A 19,979-nucleotide genomic window follows, 5' to 3' on the forward strand; every position below is an offset into this window, starting at 1 on the left:
GCCGGTTTTGACGTCGAAATGACCAGTTTTCCGGCAAGGTGACGGATGGCGATACTGACCCAAAAAGACGAAGACTTGCTGGCTCTTCTGCGCCTCAATGCGCGCGAGCCCGTGGCCTCCCTGGCCCGGAAGCTGAAACTTTCCCGTACGACAGTTCAGGACCGTATCAGGCGACTGGAAGAGCAGGGGGTGATCGCCGGCTATTCGGTCAGGCTCGCAAGCCCGGTCGACAAAGCCAGCATTCGCGCTTATGTGACCATCGCGGTGGAAGCGCGCCGGCTGGTCGAGGTCGGGCGGGCCTTGAGCAAGCTGGCGCAGATCGAAGCGCTCCACAGCGTCGCGGGCAAGTTCGATCTCGTGGCCCTGGCCCGCACCTCCTCGGCAGAGGACATGGACCGGATGCTGGATGTCGTCGGACTTATTCCGGGCGTAACCCGGACAGAATCTGCCATTATTCTGTCGACCAAGATCGATCGGCGTTAGGATCAAAGAATGAAGTCGAAACTACTGGCCGCGGCCATCCTGCTCAGCTTTCTGGCACTGCCCGCCACGGCGGAAGAACGGACGGTGCCGAAGACGCGCGCCGACATACAGATGTCCTTCGCGCCCGTGGTCAAGGAAACCTCGCCCGCCGTCGTCAACGTCTATGCCAGGCGCCTCGTGGCGCAACGCGATCAGGGGCCCCTGTCGGACCCGTTCTTCCGCCGCTTCTTCGGTGGCGACGGGGTTTTCGGAGCGCCGCGCGAGCGGGTGCAGAACTCGCTGGGCTCGGGCGTCATCGTCGACGGCAAGGGCCTCATCGTCACCAACAACCACGTGATCCTGGGCGGCAGCGACATCCGCGTCGTGCTCGCCGACCGGCGCGAATTCGAAGCCAAGCTGCTCCTCGCCGACGAGCGCACCGACCTCGCGGTGCTCAAGATCGACACGGAAGACGAGGATCTGCCCGCATTGGCGATGGGGGATTCGGACGATCTCGAGGTCGGCGATCTGGTCCTCGCCATCGGCAACCCGTTCGGCGTCGGACAGACGGTGACGAGCGGCATCGTCTCGGCGCTGGCGCGCACCCAACTCGGCATCACCGACTATCAGTTCTTCATCCAGACCGATGCAGCGATCAATCCGGGCAATTCCGGCGGAGCTCTCATCGATCTCAACGGCAATCTCATCGGCATCAATACCGCCATTTTCTCGCGCTCGGGCGGCTCGATCGGCATCGGCTTCGCCATCCCCGTCAATATGGTGAAGACCGTGGTGCAGTCGGCCGAAACGGGCGGGCGCATCCAGCGGCCGTGGATCGGCGCCGAGACGCAGGACGTCACGGCCGAGATCGCCGATTCGCTCGGCTTCGCGCGGCCGGAAGGCACCCTCATCGCCGGCCTCCATCCGAACAGCCCGCTGGCGGTCGCCGGCCTCAAGCGCGGCGATGTCATCTTGGGCCTCGACGGCAAGCCGGTCGAGAACGCCAAGGAGCTCTCTTACCGCGTCGCCACGGCGCAGGTCGGCTCGTCGGCCATCGTCGAATATCAGCGCGGCACCGAGCGGCGCGAGACCCGCATCAAGCTCATCGCCGCACCCGAGACCACGGCCCGCGACGAGACGCTGATGAAGGGCAATACGCCCTTCACCGGCCTCATCGTCGCCAATCTGTCGCCCGCCGTTGCCGATGAGCTCGGGCTTCCGTCCGGCTCGACCGGTGTCGTCGCGTCCGCCATCAAGGGCGGACCGGCGCGGCGGCTTTTCCGCAAGGGCGATGTCATCCTGGAAGTGAACGGCGTGGTGATCGATTCGGTCGACACGCTCAACGAGGCGATCAACAAGGGCGACGGCTTCTGGCAGTTCGCCATCAATCGCAGCGGGCGTGTCATCCGCATGCAACTAGGCGGCTAGTGTGCTGAACGCGAAGTTCCTGAAATCTGGCGGCCCGCGCCGACAGGAACTTCGCGTTCAAAAGCACACTAGCATCATTTAAGTTTTCTAGTGTCCTTTCGGTTCGCAAGTTCGCTCGGAGGGACGGTACAAGTCAGCGAACTTGCGAACCGGGACACTAGATGGCCAATCTCTTCCAGGCGGCGGGGCTCGAGAAGGACGCGCCGCGGCCGCTCGCCGACCGCCTGCGGCCGCAGAAGCTTTCCGACGTCGTCGGCCAGGAGCACATCACCGGTCCGGAAGGTGTTCTTACCCGTATGATCGCGGCCGGGCGCGTGCCCTCGGTCATCTTCTGGGGACCGCCCGGCACCGGCAAGACCACGATCGCGCGCCTCCTCGCCGGCGCCACGGGCCTCGTCTTCGAGCAGATGTCGGCGATCTTCTCAGGCGTCGCCGATCTCAAAAAGGCCTTCGAGGTGGCGCGCGCGCGGCGCGAGCAGGGGAAGGGCACGCTGCTTTTCGTCGACGAGATCCACCGCTTCAACCGCTCGCAGCAGGACAGTTTCCTCCCCGTCATGGAGGACGGCACCATCACGCTAGTCGGCGCGACCACGGAGAACCCGTCCTTCGAGCTCAACGGCGCGCTCTTGTCGCGCGCCCAGGTCCTGGTGCTCAACCGGCTCGATGCCGCGGCCCTCGAGGCGCTCATCGCGCGCGCCGAAATGCATGAGAAGCGGGCGCTGCCGGTCAATGAGGAAGCGCGGCAGATCCTGACCAACCTTGCCGACGGCGACGGGCGCTATCTGCTCAATTTGGTGGAAGACATCTTCGCCACCGTGCCGGAAGGCGGGGCACCGCTCGATCCGGCGAAGCTCGCCGAGGTCGTGCAGAAGCGCGTGCCGCTCTATGACAAGTCGCAGGACGGCCACTACAACCTGATCTCGGCCCTCCACAAGACGGTGCGCGGCTCCGATCCTGACGCCGCCCTTTATTATCTCGCGCGCATGCTGACCGCGGGCGAGAACCCGCTCTATATCGCGCGCCGGATGGTGCGGATGGCAATCGAGGACATCGGCCTTGCCGATCCGCAGGCGCTGCAGCAGGCGCTCCTGGCCAAGGAGACCTATGATTTCCTCGGCAGCCCCGAGGGCGAGCTCGCTCTGGCGCAAGCGATCATCTATCTCGCGACCGCGCCCAAATCGAATGCCGGCTATGCCGCCTTCAAGATGGCGATGAGCCGGGCGAAGGAGACAGGATCGCTGTCGCCGCCCAAGATTATCCTCAACGCGCCGACGCGCCTGATGAAGGAGCAGGAATATGGCGCCGGCTATCAATATGACCATGACGAGCCCGATGCCTTCTCGGGCCAGAATTATTTCCCCGAGCAGATGAAGCGGGAACGCTATTACGATCCGCCGGAACGCGGCTTCGAGCGCGAGATCCGCAAGCGGCTGGAATATTGGGCCAAGCTCAGGCGCGAGCGCGGGGAAGGGTGATCAAAGAAAGTGTGATCACCAGGGAATAGCCTGGCCGTCGCGGAAGAAACCGCCGGTCGGGCCGTCAGGCGGCAGCGTCGCCGCCCAGACGATGCCGGCAGCACCCTCGGCGACATCGCGCGTGGCGCCTGGCCCGCCCATGTTGGTCTTGACCCAGCCCGGACATACCGAATTCACCAGGATGCCGCGCGGCCGCATCTCGTAAGCGAGCGTGCGGGTGAAAACATTGATGCCGGCCTTGGAGGCGCGATAGCCGTAATAGCCTGGCCCCATCTCGCCGAGCGAGGCCATGCTGGAGGACACATTCACGATGCGGGCGCCGCGCGCCAGATGGGGCGCCAAGGCGCGAGTCACGCTCCAGGTGCCGATCATGTTGATGGCGATCGTGTCGGTGACGTTCCGCTCAGGGCTGCGCAGGACACTCGCATTCGAGCCGATGTCGGTTTGAACTTCGTCGTCATTGCCGGCCTCATACATGACGCCGGCGCAATTGATCAGGACGTCGATGGGTGCGTCCTTCTTCTTCACCTCATCGACGAGCGTCTGGATCGAGTCCTGATCCTGCATGTCGAAGGCGTGAAAGCTGACGAGATGGCCTTCGGCGCGCAGGGACTGCGCCGCCTGCTCGAGACGAGGAACGGTGCGGCTGGCGATGAACAGCCGGTAGCCGAGCTTTCCCAATTGGCGCGCTGTTTCAAAACCGAGACCCCGAGAACCGCCGGTAATCAAGGCGAGAGGCAGACTGGACATGCAAAGCAATACCCCCGAAGCCGTAGGTTCAGCCAGTGATAATCCCGGTCGTAGGGCTGAAACCCAGAATAGGTTTTACGCAGAAACCACTGAAAAGTTGCAAAGACTTTCGAACAAATTTCCGAGAACTTCCAATTAAATATGTGAGTTATATCATACCGAATGACTTTAATCACGAGATGGTGATCGGAATACGGCCGCCCACAGAAAGACACCTTTGCCCAGGCAAATGCCTTGTAACAGCTTCATGACGCGGGGTTTTCAAGGCAATTGGTTGATCTGACATCGAAAATCGCCCCAACTGAAAACCTCGATGAGCACTCTGGCGGGTTCGGCCCGCCCCTTGTCGTGCTGGCCGCCACAGTGTGTGTCCTCGGTCTGTGGGCGGCCTTGGAATACATCCTATGGTCGGTGCCGGTGCTGCCCAATAAAGCGCCGGACCTCGATCTCTACGCCTTCGGACGATCGGTCTTCACGGCTCTGTTGTCTCTCGTGGTCCTTGCGGCCTTCGTGGGTTGGACTCGAGCGCCAAGAGGGAGGCCGCTCACCATCGGGCAGACGGCCGCCGTCGCTCTGTCGCTGGCGCTTCTCAGTGTGTTCCTGGCGGTGTTCCTGCTGACGCCCACGACCTTCAGCCGGATGAGCCGCGAGGACGGGTTCGTCGAATGGGCATCGGCACTCCTGCCGATCGCGGCAAGCTTTCTCCTGCTCCGGTGCTGGGCCCGCACTGTCATGCGGGGCGGGAAGGCGATCTCCTGGATCGGCACGGCGCTGCTTCTCAGCGCCGGACTCCTGTTCGCGCTCGGCATGGAAGAGATATCCTGGATGCAGCGGATCTTCGGTTTCCCTACGCCAGAGGCGCTCAGCGGCAATATCCAGCACGAGCTCAATCTGCACAATCTCGCGACCAACCAGGTCGGCACCTTGCACAAGCTCGTGGGCTTCGCCTTTCTGGTCCTCCTGCCTTTCATCCATGCCACGCTGCCGCAGGCCATGAGGATTGGAGACCTCACTCCCCTCATCCCAAGCCGTTGCGTCGCCCTGGTTGCCGCACCCCTGGCGGCCCTGAATTACAATGGCTGGGATTTACTGGCGATGCAGATGACGACCTATCTGACGGTCGGTATCGTCCTCTATTTTGCCTGGCGGGCCTGGCGCGACAAGTACCCGGCCGAGGCGATTCTCTGTGCGGGCCTCGGGATCGCGATCATTGTGGCGCAGATCCTGTTCATTGCCTTCGGCGACAGCTTCGAGCGCATCTGGGATATCACCGAATATAAAGAGCTCTTCATCGCCCTCGGCCTGTTCGTGTGGGCTGTCGAAGTGTTCATGTTGCGGAAAGTGGAAAAGGACTAAAAAGCGCACTGAGCATTTCAGGAAGAAGAACGCATGATCGTCGTCACGGGGGCCAGCGGCTACATCGGAAGCAGGGCCGTATCTCGTCTGTTGGACCTCGGACTTCCGGTAACCGCGATGGGCCGCAATGCGGAACGTTTGCGGCAAGCGGTCCCGCCCGGCGTTCCCACGGTCATCGCCGACTATGACGATCCGCTCAGCCTTGACCGGGCGTTTGCCCAAGCGACGAAGCTGCTGTTCATTGCCGGCGACGGCTTTGCCGCGGACATGCTGCGCCAGCACGCCAATGTGATCGCCGCGGCAAGTCGCAGCGCGGTCGTGCAAGTGGTGTTCACGAGCATCGTCGATGTCGCGGATAGCTCGCCTTTCTATTATGCGCCGGTCTATCGTGACGCCGAGCAGCAACTGAAGGCTTCGCGATTTTCATCGTCGGTCATCCGCTGCGGTCTTTACTCCGATTTCATCACCCGCCATTGGCTCGATGACGAGCAGATTTCGCTGCCGCTCGGAAACGCACGCATCGCTCCCGTAGCGCGCGATGATGTGGCTGCCGCCGCCGTTCATGCCGTGCTGCACGATGTGGAGCCGATCTGGGCACTGACCGGTTCCGAATCCTATTCCATGGACGAGATCGCCGCGGCGGCGAGCCGGGTCATGGGCAAGATGTTCACTTATCGACCATGCGCGTCGGAAGACTACATGAAGCGGCTCCAGGCGGAGATGGAAGAGCCCTGGCCCGTGGCATTCTCGTCCTTGTGCGCGTCCATAGAGGAGGGGCGGTATGCCGACACCTCGGATCGCTTCGTGGATCTGATGTCGCGGCCCCCGGAGCGTTTTGAAGACTTCCTGAAGCGGCACAATACCTTGTCCTGAAGATGAAGATCGATCTCGGCGCTGGTCCGCTCAGAGCCTTTCGAAACCGGAATTTCCGCCTCTTTGCGTCGGGCCAGGTTCTGAGCCTTGCCGGATCGCGCATCCATGACGTGGCGGCCGGCTGGCTGATGTGGCAGCTGACCGGATCCGCCACCTGGCTGGGCGTGCTGGCCCTCGCCGAGATCCTGCCGCGCCTCCTGCTCTGGCCGATATCCGGCCTCGTCGCCGACAGCCTGGATCGCCGGCGGGTCGCGCTGATCTTCCAGACGCTGGCGGCGCTCGAAGCGGGCCTGCTCGCCGTTCTGCAGGCACTGGGCCTGGTGAATGAATGGATCCTCGTGCTGGCGACGGCGCTTCTCGGATTGAACAGCACCTTCTGGCAGCCCGTGCGTCAGACCCTCATCCCGAAGCTCGCACCGCCGCAAGATCTGCCCAATGTGATCGCCTTGACGTCCGTGCTCGCCAATGTCGCGCGGATCCTCGGTCCAATGATCGCCGGCCCCGCCATCATATGGGGCGGCATCAGCACGGCCTTCGCCCTCAATGGCTTGAGCTTCGTTGCCGTCGTCGCAGCGCTCCTCATGATGGATCTTACGGCCGGCGACACATCGCCGCCGCGCCAGAAATCGAGGGGTGGCGTCTGGCAGGGGATCGCGGTCGTCGCCGCACATCCGGGCATGCGGCCGCTTTTCATCCTGATCGGCATATTCGCGATCACCGTGCGCCCCCTGGCCGATCTTTTGCCGGCCTTTGCGGCAGGCGTGTTCGACAAGGGCCCGGGCGGCTTCGCGGCGCTGATCTCGGCCATGGGTGCGGGCGCACTCTCAGTCGGATTGCTGCTTTCCTGGCGTCAGCAATATTCGGGGCTGACGACCATCCTCGCCGGCTTCGGCTTGATCGGCGCGACTGCAACGGCACTTTTCGCGCTCAGCACCAATTCGATCATAGCACTCGTCCTGATGTTCCTGGTGGGCGTCGGGGTCACGGGCAAGAACATCGTCGCCCAGACCCTGGTCCAGTCGGGGCTCGATGATGCGGTACGGGGGCGCGTCCTCAGCTTCTATTCGGTGATATTCAATGCGGCACCCTCGGGTGGCGCGCTGCTGCTCGGCTATATCGGCGATCTGGTCGGCATTCGCTGGCCAGTGGTCGTCGCGGCGATGATCGGATTGGCGGTGTCGTTCATGATTTTCATGCGCCGCAAGCGCCTTGCTCCCTATCTGGAGGTCACTCCAGGCCGGGTTTCCGAAGTGCAGCAAGGAAGCAAGTAGGTACTTACTCCGCTGCTTCGGTCTTCGTCCGCCCACGGCGCAGCACATCCTTGAGGAACTGGCCCGTATAGCTCCTAGGCGCCTTCACGCAGTCCTCCGGCGTGCCGGCGAAGACCACCTCGCCGCCGCCATCGCCGCCTTCGGGACCCATGTCGATGATCCAATCGGCGGTCTTGATCACTTCGAGATTGTGCTCGATGACCACGACCGTGTTGCCCTGGTCGACCAGCTCGTGCAGCACTTCGAGGAGCTTGCGCACATCGTGGAAATGGAGGCCCGTCGTCGGCTCGTCGAGCAGATAGATGGTGCGCCCGGTGGCACGCTTCGACAATTCCTTGGCGAGCTTGACCCGCTGCGCCTCGCCGCCCGAAAGTGTCGTCGCCTGCTGGCCGATATGGATATAGCCCAACCCCACGCGCTGCAGCGTCTCGAGCTTGTCGCGCACCAAAGGCACGGCGCGGAAGAACTCGGCCCCTTCGGCCACCGTCATGTCGAGCACGTCGGCGATCGACTTGTCCTTGAACTTGATCTCCAGCGTCTCGCGATTGTAGCGCTTGCCGTGGCAGGCATCGCAGGTGACATAGACGTCGGGCAGGAAGTGCATCTCGATCTTGATGACGCCGTCGCCCTGGCAGGTCTCGCAGCGCCCGCCCTTCACATTGAAAGAGAAGCGGCCGGGTTCATAGCCGCGCGCCTTGGCCTCAGGGAGGCCCGCGAACCAGTCGCGAATGGGCGTGAAGGCGCCGGTATAGGTCGCGGGGTTCGAGCGCGGCGTCCGGCCGATCGGCGACTGGTCGATGTCGATGATCTTGTCGAGATATTCGAGGCCCTCGATCTTGTCGTGCTCGAGCGGCGCCTCGCGCGTGCCCATGAGCTTGCGGGCGATGGCGCGGTAGATCGTGTCGATCAGAAGCGTCGACTTGCCGCCGCCCGACACGCCGGTGACGCAAGTGAAGACGCCGAGCGGGATCTCCGCCGACACGTTCTTCAGGTTATTGGCGCGGGCGCCCGTCACCTTGATGCGGCGGCCTTTCTCCGGCTGGCGCCGGCGCTGGGGCAGGGGAATCTGCTGCAGACCGACGAGATACTGGCCCGTCAGCGAGCGCGGATTGGCCATGACCTGCTCAGGGCTGCCCTGCGCCACGATCTCGCCGCCATGGACGCCGGCGCCGGGACCGATATCGACGACGAAATCCGCGAGCCGGATCGCATCCTCGTCATGCTCGACGACGATGACGGTGTTGCCGATGTCGCGCAAATGGATGAGCGTCTCGAGAAGGCGGGCATTGTCGCGCTGATGCAGCCCGATCGAAGGCTCGTCCAGCACATAGAGAACGCCGGTCAAACCTGAGCCGATCTGGGAGGCGAGCCTGATGCGCTGGCTCTCGCCGCCCGAAAGCGAGCCCGAGACGCGCGACAAGTTGAGGTAATCCAAGCCGACATCGACCAGGAATTTGAGGCGGGCACGGATCTCTTTCAGGATGCGATGGGCGATCTCGCGGTCCTTGGGCTTGAGCTTGGGCTCGAGCCTGCCGAACCAGTCATTGGCGGCGCGGATCGACATATCGGAGACCTGGCCGATATGGAGCTTGTCGACCTTGACGGCGAGCGCCTGGGGTTTCAGGCGATAGCCGCCGCAGGCATCGCACGGATGGTCCGACTGATAGCGCGACAGCTCCTCGCGCATCCATTGCGAATCGGTCTCGCGCCAGCGCCGCTCGATATTGCCGATGACGCCCTCGAAGGCCTTCTTGGTCTTGTAGGTGCGAAGCCCGTCGTCATAGACGAAAGTGATCTCGTCATCGCCGGTGCCGAAGAGCACGGCGTCCCGCGCCTTCTTCGGCAGGTCCTTCCACGGCGCCGTCATCGAGAATTTGTAGTATTTCGCCAGCGCCTCGAGCGTCTGGGTGTAATAGGGCGAGGTGTTGCCGGTCTTGGCCCAGGGCAATATCGCGCCCTCGCGCAGCGATAGCGTTGGATCGGGCACGACGAGATCCGGCTCGAACCGGAGCTCGGTGCCGAGGCCGTCGCATTTGGGGCAGGCGCCGAAGGGATTGTTGAAGGAGAAGAGGCGGGGCTCGATCTCCTCGATGGTGAAGCCCGAGACGGGGCAGGCGAATTTCTCCGAGAAGAGAAGGCGCTCATGCGTCTCGTTCTTCGATTTGTTGGCGCTCTCCTCGCTGGTGCGCGAGGGCGGCAGGGGCTTGTCGGCATATTCGGCGATGGCCAAGCCGTCGGCGAGCTTGAGCGCCGTCTCGAAACTGTCGGCGAGGCGGTTGCCGAGATCGCTCCTGACCACGATGCGGTCGATCACCACATCGATATCGTGCTTGAACTTCTTGTCGAGGGCGGGAACCGCGTCGATCTCGTGGAACTTGCCGTCGACCTTGACGCGCTGGAAGCCCTTTTTCTGGAGATCGGCGAGCTCCTTGCGGTACTCGCCTTTGCGGCCACGGACGATCGGCGCCAGAAGATAGAGGCGGGTGCCCTCGGGGAGGTCCATGATCCGGTCGACCATCTGGGTCACCGTCTGGCTCTCGATGGGAAGGCCGGTGGCGGGCGAATAGGCGACGCCGATGCGGGCGAAGAGCAGCCGCATATAATCATAGATCTCGGTGACGGTGCCGACCGTCGAGCGTGGATTGCGGCTGGTCGTCTTCTGCTCGATGGAAATGGCGGGCGAGAGGCCGTCGATCTGGTCGACATCGGGCTTCTGCATCATCTCGAGGAACTGGCGGGCATAGGCCGAAAGGCTTTCGACATAGCGCCGCTGGCCCTCGGCATAGATCGTGTCGAAGGCAAGCGAGGATTTGCCGGAACCGGAAAGCCCGGTGAAGACGATCAGCCGGTCGCGCGGCAGCTCGAGCGAGATGTTCTTCAGATTGTGCTCACGCGCGCCCTGAATAGCGATGATTTTCTTGTTTTCAGCCATGGTGGTTGACTAGACCAAAAGGGGAACGGGGGCAAGCTCGGCGAGCACCCAGTCCACATGCTGCATCTTTCAAGCGCCAGAACATGTCAGCAGCTTGACCGCTGTCCACAGCCGTTGGCGGAAGCCGCAAGCTCGTAAGGGGAACCCTGTCACTGCAACGTCAGAGAAGCGAGGCCGCGACGGTGTGGTACCCGGCGCGATGCTGCATATTGGTCACAGTTCAGGCTTTTCAAGATGTGGAGGCCAAGGGCTGGCCCTTTTGACTTGACATCGAAGGCAGGAGGACCAAGATAAAATCATTCATCGATCGCAGGGTCGGTGACGGAACATAAACAAGAAGAGGAGGGAGGCATGAATCCACCGGGCTACCTTCTTCGACTGCGGCAAGTTCCGCAGTCACGGTCCTGACAGCGCGCTGCAGCACAAAACGTCACTGATCAGGCCGCTCATCCTACAATTTGAATAGCTCACGCGAGAGCGAGACACCGATAGCTGGGTCGTCTCAGAGTCTCGAAAATCCTCCGGTGATGAGCACCGGAAACAGACTTCGAAAAATCTCGAATGATCGAGTGCCCCGCCGGCGCCAGATGAGCGCGGCGGGGTTTCGATTCAGGTCGTCATCTGACGGCATAACGGAAGCCCAGCGCACAGGCGAGGAGCAGCACGCCACACGCCGCGGTGAGAGCGAGGACGGGCGCAAAGCCTGAGCCCTGATCATAGAGCGCGCTCATTATGGGAATGGCCGCCGCGCTGTCGACGAAGCCGACGAAATAGCTGATGCCATAGGCGCGTGCCCGCAAGTGCCCGGGCACGAACCGCGCCACGATGGCGTCGTCGACGACCACCTGGCCGTAGATCGCCGCCATGGTCAGCGCCAGGCCGACAAGGAGCAGGGGACCCGTCGAGAGCCACGCCAGTGCCAGGCCGGTGAGCTGAAGCCCGGCAAGGGCGACGAATAAGGAGGTGAGCGGCAGACGGTCGACGAGACGGCCGATGGCGAGTTGCATGAGCGTGCCGCAGACCAGGATGATGGTCGCAAGTGCTCCGGTTCCGATCAGCGGCAATTCGCTGTCAAACTGCTCGTCGACGATCTTGGGCAAGGCCACGGTGACGATGGTGTAGGTCATGCCGCCGGCGATGAAGGCAAGGATGACGACACACGCCGCGAGGATGGGGCTTTTCACCGCGAGGCCAGGCGAAGAAGCCGTCGTCGCGCGCGCCTCTCCGACGGTTGATGAGCGGCGCATCGTAACGATGAATAGAATGCCGAGGGTCAAGGCCGCCATGCCCGGACCGATGAACGCCCAACGCCAGCCGAAAGCCCATGCGAAAAAGGCCGTCCCCGCGGCGGCCAGCGCGGCGCCGATATTACCGCAGACTCCATTGACGGCGAGATCCTGCCCGAGGCGTGAAGAAGTGGAGGCAAGAAGGGTGAGCCCGACCGGATGATAGATGGCTCCGGCGGCGCCGAGGAGCAGCAGCCCGAGGCCGAGCATGAGCCATGTCGCCGATGCCGCAATGAAAAAGCAGGCCAGTCCGGTGCAGATGAAGAAGACGGCGAGAAGGCGCTCCGCGCCCACGATATTCACCAACCACCCAACGGGAAGCGACAGCACGCCAAAGGCGACGAAGCAGCCCGTCGCGAGCGGGATCAGTTCGCCATAGTCGAGCTTCCATTCGGCGCCGATCGCGAGCACGGCGGTCGGAAAGATCAGGATCGCATAATGGACGAGCGCATGGGCGGCATTGACGAAAAGGATGGTGCGGCGGGTGTCGGTCATTGTCGTGGGTCCGAGGGCAGTTGCACGCACCGTACTTGGCCCGATATAAAGGATGGGGCCAAAGAGGGGATAATTCGGGCCAATTGCATGGATGATTTCGAGCTGGGCACGCGCCTCGTCACGATCCATGCCCAGCCTTATGCGGATGGCGAGCACACCGGCTGGCACCGTCATGTACGCGGACAGATACTCACAGCTTCCGAGGGGCTGATGGTCGCGACGACCGAGCTCGGCGCCTGGTATGTGCCGACCGGCCATGCGCTATGGATCCCGCCCGGTCTCGAGCACGATGTCGCCATGCGGGGCGCGGTGACGATGCGCAGCGCCTATGTGGAGAGCGCTGCCGCGGCGAGCCTTCCCTCAAGCTGCAAGGTCATCGTCACCTCGGCCTTGCTGGCGGCGGCGATCGAGGCGCTCGCGTTGGAATCCGCTCGTTATGCCGAGCACGATCGCGGCGGCCATCTCGCCGCGCTCATCGTCGATGAGGTCGCCCATGCGGCAGACGCAAGCCTCGCTCTGCCGATGCCGCGCGATGCCCGGCTGGTCCGCCTCTGCAACGCCATCCTGGCCCGAGGCGAGCGCCGCGGACTTGACGGCTGGGCCGAACATATCGGCATGAGCCGGCGCAGCCTCACGCGCCATTTCCGCGCCGAAACAGGTTTGTCGCTTCTCGCCTGGCGCAAGCGGGCCGCGGAGCTTGCCAGCCTCAGCTAGTTCTTCAGGAGGTTCCGGCGCAGCTCCGACACCGCATTGGCATGCGCATCGAAGCCTTCATATTTGGCAATGATGCGGGCATGGGGGGCCAGCCTCTCATAGCCTTCGCGCGTCACCTGGCCGATCGAGGTGCGCTTCATGAAATCGAACACCGACAGCGGCGAAGCGGTCTTGGCCCAGCCGCCCGTCGGCAGCACGTGGTTAGGGCCGAGCACGAAATTGCCGAGCGTCGAAGGCGTATATTCGCCGAGCAAAATCTCGCCGGCATTCTTGAACGAGCCGAGCCAGGCCATGGGCTCGCGGCTCATGATCTGCAGATGCTCCGGCGCATAGTCGTTGATGAAAGCGATAGCGCTTTCGGCATCGGGGCAAAGCATGATGCCGCCTTGCGGGCCTTGGAGCACGGCCTCGGCATAGCCCACACGCTCGGCGCTCATTTCCTTGAAGAACCCGGGCAGGGCCGCAAGCGCCGCCGCGACGACCCGGGCATCGGGCGTGACCAGCCAGGCGGATGAATCGGCGCCATGCTCGGCCTCGATCAGGAGATCGAGCGCACAGAGCCGGCCGTCCACTGTGCCATCGGCGAAGATGATGCTCTCGCTGGGGCCCGCGGGCGGGCCGGTGTCGATGAGATCGGCGACGAGGCGCTTGCCGGCGACGACCCAGGGGCTGCCAGGACCCACGATCTTGGCGCATCTGGGCACGCTCTCGGTGCCATAGGCGACGGCGGCGACCGCCTGGGCGCCGCCGCATTTGAAGATCCGCGAGACGCCAGCCGCCTCGGCGGCGACGAGGGTCGCGTCATCGATATTGCCGTCGGGGCCGGGCGGGGTGACGATGACAATCTTCTCGACGCCCGCGACCTTGGCCGGGATGCAGGTCATCATCACCGTGCTTGGAAACGAGCCCTTGCCCCTCGGCACATAGCAGGCGACCGAAGGAATGGGCGTCATCCGGTCGCCGGCGAAGGCGCCAGGGCTCACCTCATGCAGCCACATCTCCTCAGGCTTCTGGTCCTCATGGAAGCGGGTGATGTTCCGGGCCGCGAAAGCGATGGCCTCGATGAGGTCGGGCGCCAGAGTTTTCCGCGCGCGGATGAAATCTTCACGAGTCGCGGCGAGCCTGTCGGCCGTCACCGGCGCCTTGTCGAACTGGCGAGTGAAGCGGGCGAGGGCCTCATCGCCTTCCTCGGCGACGGCGGCGACGATGGGCTCGACCTTCTCGAGATAGGGCCCGAGGTCGCTTTCGGTGCGCTTGAGGCAGCGCTCGCGCTCTTCCGGCGAAAGCTCGGCCAGCTTTACGATATTGACGGACGCCGTCATCTTTCGATGTGATAGGTGGTCGAGACGTAGGTCTCGTCTTCCTGGGCGTTACGCTCGAAAGCGAGGAAGTCCCAATAGCCGCAATTGTCCTTGCCGGGAAAATCGCGGCAGGCCCAGGGCCTCGCCTCATAGATGGTGCAGCGGCGCGCCTCGGTGTCGAAGAATTGGCAGATGCGGCCGTAATATTTGTCCTTCTTGCGCCGCATCACGCGCTTGTAGCCGTGCGAGGACTTGAAGAACTTCTTCTCCGCCTTTTCGAGCGGCAGGTCGAAATGCTTGGCGATGCGCGCCGCATCGCGGTCCTTCACCTCGATCACCGGATAGGAGCAGCAGTAGCCGGGGCACTTCAGGCAGTCATATTTCTTTCTGGGCATGGCTTACTTCTTTGCAGATGCGCTTTTGATGCTCGCAAACTTCCGCTGGGTCTCGGCCATCTCGGCCTGCAGCCATTCGCGGAAGGCGCGCGCCGGGGCCGACTCCTTCGAACCCTTGGCGCGCACGATGAAGTAGCCGCCATGGTCTCTGATGTCGAGAGCAAAGGGGCGCATGAGCCGGTCCTCGAGCATGGCATCGGTGCACAGGATCATGTCGCCGAGCGCGAAGCCCTGGCCGGCTTCCGCCGCCTCGATGGCGAGATGGCCCTGGAACACGGTGCCGCGCCAGTCCTCCACGCCCTTGATGCCGGCGGCCGCGAGCCAATCGGTCCAATATTGCTTGCGGCTCTCATGCAGCAGATTGTAGTTCGCGAGATCAGCGGGGACGAGCGGCCCTGCATCCTTGATGAGCCGCGGGCTGCAGACCGGAAAGATATCGACATCGGAGATGAGCTTCTGGATCTCGACATCGGCCCAGCGACCCAGCCCGTAGCGGATGCCGAGATCGGCCTTGTCGGAGCGGAAATCGACCAGCCGGTTGTCGGGATCGATATTGAGCTCGATATCGGGATGGAGGTCGTTGAAGCGCCCGAGCCTGGGGACGAGCCAGCGCGAGGCGATCGAGGGCTCGACCGAGACATTGAGGCTCCTGACCGTGCCCTGAGCCGCCGCATCGCGGGTCGCTTCCGCCATATTGTCGAAGAGGGGGGTCAGCCGGCTGCCGAAGCGCCGGCCGGCATCGGTCAGGACGACGCCCCGGCCGGTGCGGGAGAAAAGCTCGGTGCCGAGCCATTCTTCCAATTCGCGGATATGGCGGCTGATCGCGGCATGGGTGACGAAAAGCTCCTCCGCCGCCGCCGTGAAGCTTTCATGGCGGGCGGCGGCCTCGAAGGCCCGTAGCGCATTCAGCGAGGGCAGGCGCCGCGCCATAGGGTGTCCTGTAAGTTTTCCTTACAGGTAGCGTAGGATAATGCCGTTTGTGATGCAAGTGCGAATTGACTATCTTCCAACCATCCAAGGAATTACCGAGACGAAAGAAAGGAGATTGGTCATGAACTGGATTTTTGAAGCTTATTCAAATGTTTACAACGCGGCCATGATGCAGGACCAGTCCCGCCCGAGCCATATTGCAACTGCGAAGAACAGCACCGAATCGAAGCGCTTCACCCTGTTCAAGCCCTTCCTTAACGGCTGATCTTCTAGACAAGTCTCGACATGGCCGGTCGCGCCCGGCCATGAAGTTTCAGCGGCCTAACGCGCATCTCGGCCAAGTGGGATTACTTCGCCGGGAGGATGCGCGCCAGTCAATATTGGAGCAAATCCTTATCGCCAAAGTCTGCAACTTTGGCGGGATTTGCTCCGGCTACTTGCCTGGGGCCGCAGCTATGACGGTGACCTCCATCACCAGCCGGGGATCGGCGAGCCCTGCGACCACCAGAAGCGTCGCCGCCGCCTTGTGGCCCTTCAGAACCTCATCGCGAACCTGCCGGTAAAGCCCGACCTGCGAGCGGTCGGTGATGAAGACCCGCGCATCCACGATATTGCGATGGTCCATGCCGGCGGCCTTCAGGATGCCCAGCACATTGCCCCAGGCGAGGCGGTGCTGCTCTTCGGCGCTTTCCGGGATCTTGCCCGTGGCGGGATCGGCACCGACCTGGCCGGCAACGAAGAGATGACGTGTCCCAGTCGCGACCTCGATCGCCTGGGCGTAGTTGGAAAAAGGTTTGGGAGCGGCGTCGGTCGCGATTTCTTTCAGCATGGGGACCTCTTTTGGGGAAAGGCGCACTATAGCGCTTGCGTGTTTATCCCTTGACAGCAAGTAGGAACATGCAAGATGATAGAGGTCCATCCTTCTTTCGTCTTTGGGCCAGAAATGCGTATCAAAAATGTCGATGCCGTTCGAGAGGGCATTGTCTACATCGGCACTGAAGCTAACGGGCAATTTAGCCCCAATGGAACGGGATTCATCGTTAGCCACCCACTGGAGGAAAGCTATCGGATCCTTTTCGTCATAACAGCCGCTCACGTAGTCAAAGAGATAGCTGGCGACACGATTTATGTGCGCCTCAACAGAAAATCGGGGGGAGCGGAGTCAATTCCGATCCACGAAAAGAAGATTCTTGAGTGGAGCGCCAATGACGTTGCAATCTTCCCGCTCAACATTGGCGCTGATGTGTACCACTATCGAGCCCTGAATTTCGATGAACGGCAGCTTAAGCACGCACAGGCCCTCTTTGAGGGCATTTCTTATGGCGATGACGTTTATGCGGTCGGCCTTTACACATCGCACTATGGTTTAACCAAAAATATTCCGGTCGTGAGAAGCGGCCATGTTGCGCTCTTACCTGGAGAGGAACCTGTAAGAGGCCCTGAGGGCAATTATCTAGACGCGTATCTAGTCGAATTGAGAACGATTGCCGGGTTAAGTGGATCGCCGGTTTTTCTTAATCCACCACAGATGCGATCCAGAGATGGCAAGGTAGAACACCTTGAGGGTGACCACTACCTACCTATTGGCGTCCTAATAGGCTATCATGTTGTCGAGAGTAAGCAGGATCAGGTTCTCGTGCCACAGTGGCAGACAAGCGACCCTGACGCCGATCCGCCCGCCTCGCTAAGTCTGGACGAACGGAACACAGGCTTTGGGGTGGTGGTCCCGATAGAGAAGGTTTTCGAGATGATTAAGAACATGGAACCGGCGCTCAAAGCGGCGCTTGAAAGGCACAAAAGCCAGTCCAGATTTAGACCCGCTTCCGCTTCCGGTGTGGCCCCTCCCGACAGCGGCGAGAACCCCACTCACCGAGAGGATTTCAATCGTCTGCTAGACGCGGCAGTGCAAAAGCCGAAACAAGACCCTTGAACATGCCATCGTGCGATGAGCGGTGATTGTAGCGGTAGTTAAATTCCGCCGCATACTTCCACAGGTGCTTGCCTGAGATATGGACATGCGTTCCCAGAACAGCGCGCTTGAAGTGTCCCCAATGTCCTTCAATCGTGTTCGTGTGATGAATGCCGCGCACGTATTCTTTGTGCTTGTGCTCGACAACGCCATGAGTGTAGGTGCGCCCTAGATTGCCGTAGCCGCGCCAAGCGTCGCTGCTAATCGTGCTACCCCAAGTCACGTTCTCAAGAATGATAGGCTCAAGAGTGTAGGAGCTTTCATCAGGAACGGGGCCAGCGCGAAGTTTGCCACCGCGCTCCACCATGCCGAACAGGGCGGACTTGCGGGAACGGTGACGGCCTGAGCCATGCCCCGTCACCTTTCCGCCGATCAGAGTTTCGTCAACTTCAACATGGCCGGATAGAGGGCCACGGTAGTCCGCGCTCGCCATCAGCTTGCGAAGCTCGTGGCAGATGCGCCAAGCGGTCTTATAGGTGACGCCGGTTTGGCGCTGTACTTCCTTGGCCGCGACGCCGTGGCGGGTGCTGGTCATTAGGTACATGGAAAAGAACCAGATCGTCAGTTTGGTGGGCGACTTGTGGAAGATCGAACCAGCGCAGGGGTAAATATGGTGGCCGCAATCCTTGCAGGCGAACGCCCGGCGATTGGTCATCAGGTGGAAGGTGGTCTCGGTCCCGCAAGAGGGGCAAACGATCTCGGTCCCGCCGTGGCGGATTTCCATGAGCTTACGAAGGCAGGCTTCATCGTCCGGGTATTCGGTCTGGAACTGCTTGAAGGTGTACTTTGCCATCGCCATCCCCTATTTACTGAGGGGATAATGGCATAGATGCTACTTGTCGTCAAGGGATAAACACGTAGCGCTTGCTTTCGGAACATAAAGAGAACATATTTGCGGGGGATAAAAGTCGATCCGCAGTGGATCGGAAGACAGGTTTGGTGGATTGACCAGACCTGAGTTTAGTGCCCGGAAAGCAAGGAGAGCGGATATGGCCGGATCAGTGAACAAAGTCATCCTGGTGGGAAATCTTGGCAAGGATCCGGAGGTGCGCCATACGCAGGACGGCCGCCCGATCGTCAATCTGAGCGTCGCGACCTCGGAGAACTGGAAGGACAAGCAGACGGGCGAGCGCAAGGAGCGCACCGAGTGGCACCGCGTCGTCATCTTCAATGAAAACCTGGCGAAGGTCGCCGAGCAGTATCTGAAGAAGGGGGCCAAGGTCTATCTCGAGGGCCAGTTGCAGACGCGCAAATACACCGACAAGGACGGGGTCGAGAAATATTCGACCGAAGTGGTGCTGCAGCAATATCGCGGCGAGCTCACCATGCTCGATGCCCGCGGCGGCGGCGGTGACTCGGGCTTTGCCAATGGCGGCGACAGTTTTGGCCAATCGAGCCCGATGGACCGGCCGCGCAGCGGCAGCGCGAGGCCGCAACAGAATTTCGCCCGCGATCTCGACGACGAAGTTCCGTTCTGAGGGGGGCGCCACGCTTAAGCAGTGACGATTCCGGAAACCGCTTCGGTATTGCAAAGTATATAAGTTAACGTATACTCGACAATGAGACCTGTCGGATGGATAGGGCGTTCCCGGGAGGAAATAAGAGAGTTTCCTGAAGACGCTCGACGTCATGCGGGTCAGGAACTCTCACGGGTTCAGCGTGGCTTGGAACCTTTCGATTGGAAGCCAATACGCTCGATCGGTCCTGGTGTTTCCGAGATTCGCGTCCGTGACTCGTCTGGTGAATATAGGGTCGTCTATGTCGCGAAATATGCGGAAGCAATTTATGTCCTGCATTGCTTTCATAAGACGACACAGAAGGCGGAACAGCACACCATTGAACTGGCGCGTCGTCGATTCAGGCAATTGATACAAGAGCGTGTACATGGCTAAGAAGCTAAAACTATATGATAGCGTGTGGGACGCCATCGAGGATGATCCGGTAGAAGCCGCCCGGATGAAGCTTCGTTCCGATCTCATGATCTCGCTTGAGCAGAAAATCACAAGGTCAGGATGGACCCAGAAGGAGACTGCCAAACGCCTGGGCATCTCCCAGCCGCGTGTATCAGATTTGCTGCGCGGAAAGATCAATCTGTTTTCGGTCGATAATCTCATCGATCTTCTGGCCAAGGCGGGCATGCAAGTCGATGTGAAAGTGAGAGCGAGAGGCAAAGCCAGAGAGAAACAGGCCGCTTGACTGTCAAAGGTCCGTATACTGGCCAGCGATATCGGTCATACAGGCGCTTGGGCCGACGGCAGTTTTTTGGGGCGGACAAGCCGAATAGACTTGGAAACGGTGCACCCCTAAAAGACTGCTTGGCGCATGCCAGGAAGCACTTGCAC

At 61.6% G+C, this 19,979-nt stretch carries 20 protein-coding genes; 12 read left to right on the forward strand and 8 right to left on the reverse strand.

Going from position 1 to position 19,979, the window contains the following annotated elements:
- Nucleotides 1-45: 45 nt before the first annotated feature.
- The 3 genes from DS839_RS02880 (at nucleotide 46) to DS839_RS02890 (ending at nucleotide 3,365) form a co-directional block, all read left to right on the forward strand.
- The gene (locus tag DS839_RS02880; protein ID WP_119268756.1) at nucleotides 46-483 is read left to right on the forward strand and encodes an Lrp/AsnC family transcriptional regulator; all 438 of its coding nucleotides are present in this window, start codon (nucleotides 46-48) and stop codon (nucleotides 481-483) included.
- A gap of 9 nt (nucleotides 484-492) precedes the next feature.
- A complete protein-coding gene (locus DS839_RS02885; RefSeq protein WP_119268757.1) occupies nucleotides 493-1,890 on the forward strand; it encodes a DegQ family serine endoprotease in 1,398 nt (465 codons plus the stop codon).
- A gap of 161 nt (nucleotides 1,891-2,051) precedes the next feature.
- Entirely contained in the window at nucleotides 2,052-3,365 is a 1,314-nt protein-coding gene (locus DS839_RS02890; RefSeq protein ID WP_119268758.1) for a replication-associated recombination protein A, read from the forward strand.
- A gap of 15 nt (nucleotides 3,366-3,380) precedes the next feature.
- On the opposite strand, the gene DS839_RS02895 is transcribed toward DS839_RS02890, so the two are convergent.
- Nucleotides 3,381-4,115 (reverse strand): SDR family NAD(P)-dependent oxidoreductase, encoded by a 735-nt coding sequence (locus DS839_RS02895; protein ID WP_119268759.1) that lies wholly within the window; start codon nucleotides 4,113-4,115, stop codon nucleotides 3,381-3,383.
- A 390-nt stretch (nucleotides 4,116-4,505) separates the two neighbouring features.
- Between DS839_RS02895 and DS839_RS02900 the strand changes: the two genes are divergently transcribed.
- The 3 genes from DS839_RS02900 to DS839_RS02910 are packed head-to-tail and all read left to right on the forward strand — an operon-like array spanning nucleotide 4,506 to nucleotide 7,615.
- Nucleotides 4,506-5,471: a hypothetical protein gene (locus DS839_RS02900; RefSeq protein WP_162918252.1), complete on the forward strand. Its 966-nt coding sequence runs from the start codon at nucleotides 4,506-4,508 to the stop codon at nucleotides 5,469-5,471.
- A gap of 33 nt (nucleotides 5,472-5,504) precedes the next feature.
- The gene (locus DS839_RS02905) at nucleotides 5,505-6,344 is read left to right on the forward strand and encodes an NAD(P)H-binding protein (protein WP_119268761.1); all 840 of its coding nucleotides are present in this window, start codon (nucleotides 5,505-5,507) and stop codon (nucleotides 6,342-6,344) included.
- 2 nt (nucleotides 6,345-6,346) lie between these two features.
- Complete coding sequence (locus DS839_RS02910) at nucleotides 6,347-7,615, forward strand: MFS transporter (protein ID WP_119268762.1); 1,269 nt, start codon at nucleotides 6,347-6,349, stop codon at nucleotides 7,613-7,615.
- Nucleotides 7,616-7,619: 4 nt separating this feature from the next.
- Here the strand turns inward: DS839_RS02910 and uvrA are convergent, their stop codons facing one another.
- Nucleotides 7,620-10,547, reverse strand: coding sequence for an excinuclease ABC subunit UvrA (uvrA, locus tag DS839_RS02915; protein ID WP_119268763.1), 2,928 nt, complete (start codon nucleotides 10,545-10,547; stop codon nucleotides 7,620-7,622).
- 617 nt (nucleotides 10,548-11,164) lie between these two features.
- Nucleotides 11,165-12,328: an MFS transporter gene (locus DS839_RS02920; protein WP_119268764.1), complete on the reverse strand. Its 1,164-nt coding sequence runs from the start codon at nucleotides 12,326-12,328 to the stop codon at nucleotides 11,165-11,167.
- Between the two features lie 87 nt (nucleotides 12,329-12,415).
- Between DS839_RS02920 and DS839_RS02925 the strand changes: the two genes are divergently transcribed.
- The gene (locus tag DS839_RS02925; protein ID WP_162918253.1) at nucleotides 12,416-13,042 is read left to right on the forward strand and encodes an AraC family transcriptional regulator; all 627 of its coding nucleotides are present in this window, start codon (nucleotides 12,416-12,418) and stop codon (nucleotides 13,040-13,042) included.
- Here the strand turns inward: DS839_RS02925 and hisD are convergent.
- The 3 genes from hisD to gcvA are packed head-to-tail and all read right to left on the reverse strand — an operon-like array spanning nucleotide 13,039 to nucleotide 15,668.
- Entirely contained in the window at nucleotides 13,039-14,364 is a 1,326-nt protein-coding gene (gene hisD, locus DS839_RS02930) for a histidinol dehydrogenase (protein WP_119268766.1), read from the reverse strand. The genes DS839_RS02925 and hisD overlap by 4 nt on opposite strands.
- On the reverse strand, nucleotides 14,361-14,738 hold the full coding sequence (locus DS839_RS02935) for a YkgJ family cysteine cluster protein (protein WP_119268767.1): 378 nt from the start codon (nucleotides 14,736-14,738) through the stop codon (nucleotides 14,361-14,363). The genes hisD and DS839_RS02935 overlap by 4 nt, the downstream gene beginning before the upstream one ends.
- A gap of 3 nt (nucleotides 14,739-14,741) precedes the next feature.
- The gene (gene gcvA / locus DS839_RS02940) at nucleotides 14,742-15,668 is read right to left on the reverse strand and encodes a transcriptional regulator GcvA (protein WP_119268768.1); all 927 of its coding nucleotides are present in this window, start codon (nucleotides 15,666-15,668) and stop codon (nucleotides 14,742-14,744) included.
- Nucleotides 15,669-15,789: 121 nt separating this feature from the next.
- On the opposite strand from gcvA, the gene DS839_RS02945 reads away from it, so the two are divergent.
- The gene (locus tag DS839_RS02945; protein WP_162918254.1) at nucleotides 15,790-15,933 is read left to right on the forward strand and encodes a hypothetical protein; all 144 of its coding nucleotides are present in this window, start codon (nucleotides 15,790-15,792) and stop codon (nucleotides 15,931-15,933) included.
- Between the two features lie 168 nt (nucleotides 15,934-16,101).
- Here DS839_RS02945 and DS839_RS02950 read toward each other — a convergent pair whose 3' ends face one another.
- Nucleotides 16,102-16,497: a RidA family protein gene (locus DS839_RS02950; RefSeq protein WP_162918255.1), complete on the reverse strand. Its 396-nt coding sequence runs from the start codon at nucleotides 16,495-16,497 to the stop codon at nucleotides 16,102-16,104.
- Between the two features lie 75 nt (nucleotides 16,498-16,572).
- Between DS839_RS02950 and DS839_RS02955 the strand changes: the two genes are divergently transcribed.
- The gene (locus DS839_RS02955) at nucleotides 16,573-17,598 is read left to right on the forward strand and encodes a S1 family peptidase (protein WP_119268771.1); all 1,026 of its coding nucleotides are present in this window, start codon (nucleotides 16,573-16,575) and stop codon (nucleotides 17,596-17,598) included.
- On the opposite strand, the gene DS839_RS02960 is transcribed toward DS839_RS02955, so the two are convergent.
- On the reverse strand, nucleotides 17,549-18,430 hold the full coding sequence (locus DS839_RS02960) for an IS1595 family transposase (RefSeq protein WP_162918256.1): 882 nt from the start codon (nucleotides 18,428-18,430) through the stop codon (nucleotides 17,549-17,551). The two genes, DS839_RS02955 and DS839_RS02960, sit on opposite strands and share 50 nt — an antisense overlap.
- 196 nt (nucleotides 18,431-18,626) lie before the next feature.
- Between DS839_RS02960 and DS839_RS02965 the strand changes: the two genes are divergently transcribed.
- The 3 genes from DS839_RS02965 to DS839_RS02975 all read left to right on the forward strand — a co-directional run bounded on the left by DS839_RS02965 (nucleotide 18,627) and on the right by DS839_RS02975 (nucleotide 19,833).
- Nucleotides 18,627-19,115 carry a single-stranded DNA-binding protein gene (locus tag DS839_RS02965; protein WP_119268773.1) on the forward strand — a complete coding sequence of 163 codons (489 nt, stop codon included), beginning with the start codon at nucleotides 18,627-18,629 and terminating at the stop codon, nucleotides 19,113-19,115.
- A gap of 81 nt (nucleotides 19,116-19,196) precedes the next feature.
- A complete protein-coding gene (locus DS839_RS02970) occupies nucleotides 19,197-19,529 on the forward strand; it encodes a type II toxin-antitoxin system RelE/ParE family toxin (RefSeq protein WP_119268774.1) in 333 nt (110 codons plus the stop codon).
- Nucleotides 19,522-19,833 carry a helix-turn-helix domain-containing protein gene (locus DS839_RS02975; protein WP_119268775.1) on the forward strand — a complete coding sequence of 104 codons (312 nt, stop codon included), beginning with the start codon at nucleotides 19,522-19,524 and terminating at the stop codon, nucleotides 19,831-19,833. The genes DS839_RS02970 and DS839_RS02975 overlap by 8 nt, the downstream gene beginning before the upstream one ends.
- Nucleotides 19,834-19,979 lie beyond the last annotated feature (146 nt).

It is taken from the genome of Taklimakanibacter deserti (assembly GCA_003574785.1).

Excerpts from the sequence above, each read along its gene's own strand:
- DS839_RS02895 (WP_119268759.1), bottom strand. The coding sequence starts at position 4,115 with ATGTCCAGTCTGCCTCTCGCCTTGATTACCGGCGGTTCTCGGGGTCTC.
- hisD (WP_119268766.1), bottom strand. The coding sequence starts at position 14,364 with ATGACGGCGTCCGTCAATATCGTAAAGCTGGCCGAGCTTTCGCCGGAA.
- DS839_RS02960 (WP_162918256.1), bottom strand. The coding sequence starts at position 18,430 with ATGGCAAAGTACACCTTCAAGCAGTTCCAGACCGAATACCCGGACGAT.
- DS839_RS02925 (WP_162918253.1), top strand. The coding sequence starts at position 12,416 with ATGGATGATTTCGAGCTGGGCACGCGCCTCGTCACGATCCATGCCCAG.
- DS839_RS02945 (WP_162918254.1), top strand. The coding sequence starts at position 15,790 with ATGAACTGGATTTTTGAAGCTTATTCAAATGTTTACAACGCGGCCATG.
- DS839_RS02955 (WP_119268771.1), top strand. The coding sequence starts at position 16,573 with ATGATAGAGGTCCATCCTTCTTTCGTCTTTGGGCCAGAAATGCGTATC.
- DS839_RS02885 (WP_119268757.1), top strand. The coding sequence starts at position 493 with ATGAAGTCGAAACTACTGGCCGCGGCCATCCTGCTCAGCTTTCTGGCA.
- gcvA (WP_119268768.1), bottom strand. The coding sequence starts at position 15,668 with ATGGCGCGGCGCCTGCCCTCGCTGAATGCGCTACGGGCCTTCGAGGCC.
- DS839_RS02910 (WP_119268762.1), top strand. The coding sequence starts at position 6,347 with ATGAAGATCGATCTCGGCGCTGGTCCGCTCAGAGCCTTTCGAAACCGG.
- DS839_RS02920 (WP_119268764.1), bottom strand. The coding sequence starts at position 12,328 with ATGACCGACACCCGCCGCACCATCCTTTTCGTCAATGCCGCCCATGCG.
- DS839_RS02965 (WP_119268773.1), top strand. The coding sequence starts at position 18,627 with ATGGCCGGATCAGTGAACAAAGTCATCCTGGTGGGAAATCTTGGCAAG.
- DS839_RS02975 (WP_119268775.1), top strand. The coding sequence starts at position 19,522 with ATGGCTAAGAAGCTAAAACTATATGATAGCGTGTGGGACGCCATCGAG.
- DS839_RS02880 (WP_119268756.1), top strand. The coding sequence starts at position 46 with ATGGCGATACTGACCCAAAAAGACGAAGACTTGCTGGCTCTTCTGCGC.
- DS839_RS02890 (WP_119268758.1), top strand. The coding sequence starts at position 2,052 with ATGGCCAATCTCTTCCAGGCGGCGGGGCTCGAGAAGGACGCGCCGCGG.
- DS839_RS02935 (WP_119268767.1), bottom strand. The coding sequence starts at position 14,738 with ATGCCCAGAAAGAAATATGACTGCCTGAAGTGCCCCGGCTACTGCTGC.
- DS839_RS02970 (WP_119268774.1), top strand. The coding sequence starts at position 19,197 with ATGAGACCTGTCGGATGGATAGGGCGTTCCCGGGAGGAAATAAGAGAG.
- uvrA (WP_119268763.1), bottom strand. The coding sequence starts at position 10,547 with ATGGCTGAAAACAAGAAAATCATCGCTATTCAGGGCGCGCGTGAGCAC.
- DS839_RS02950 (WP_162918255.1), bottom strand. The coding sequence starts at position 16,497 with ATGCTGAAAGAAATCGCGACCGACGCCGCTCCCAAACCTTTTTCCAAC.
- DS839_RS02905 (WP_119268761.1), top strand. The coding sequence starts at position 5,505 with ATGATCGTCGTCACGGGGGCCAGCGGCTACATCGGAAGCAGGGCCGTA.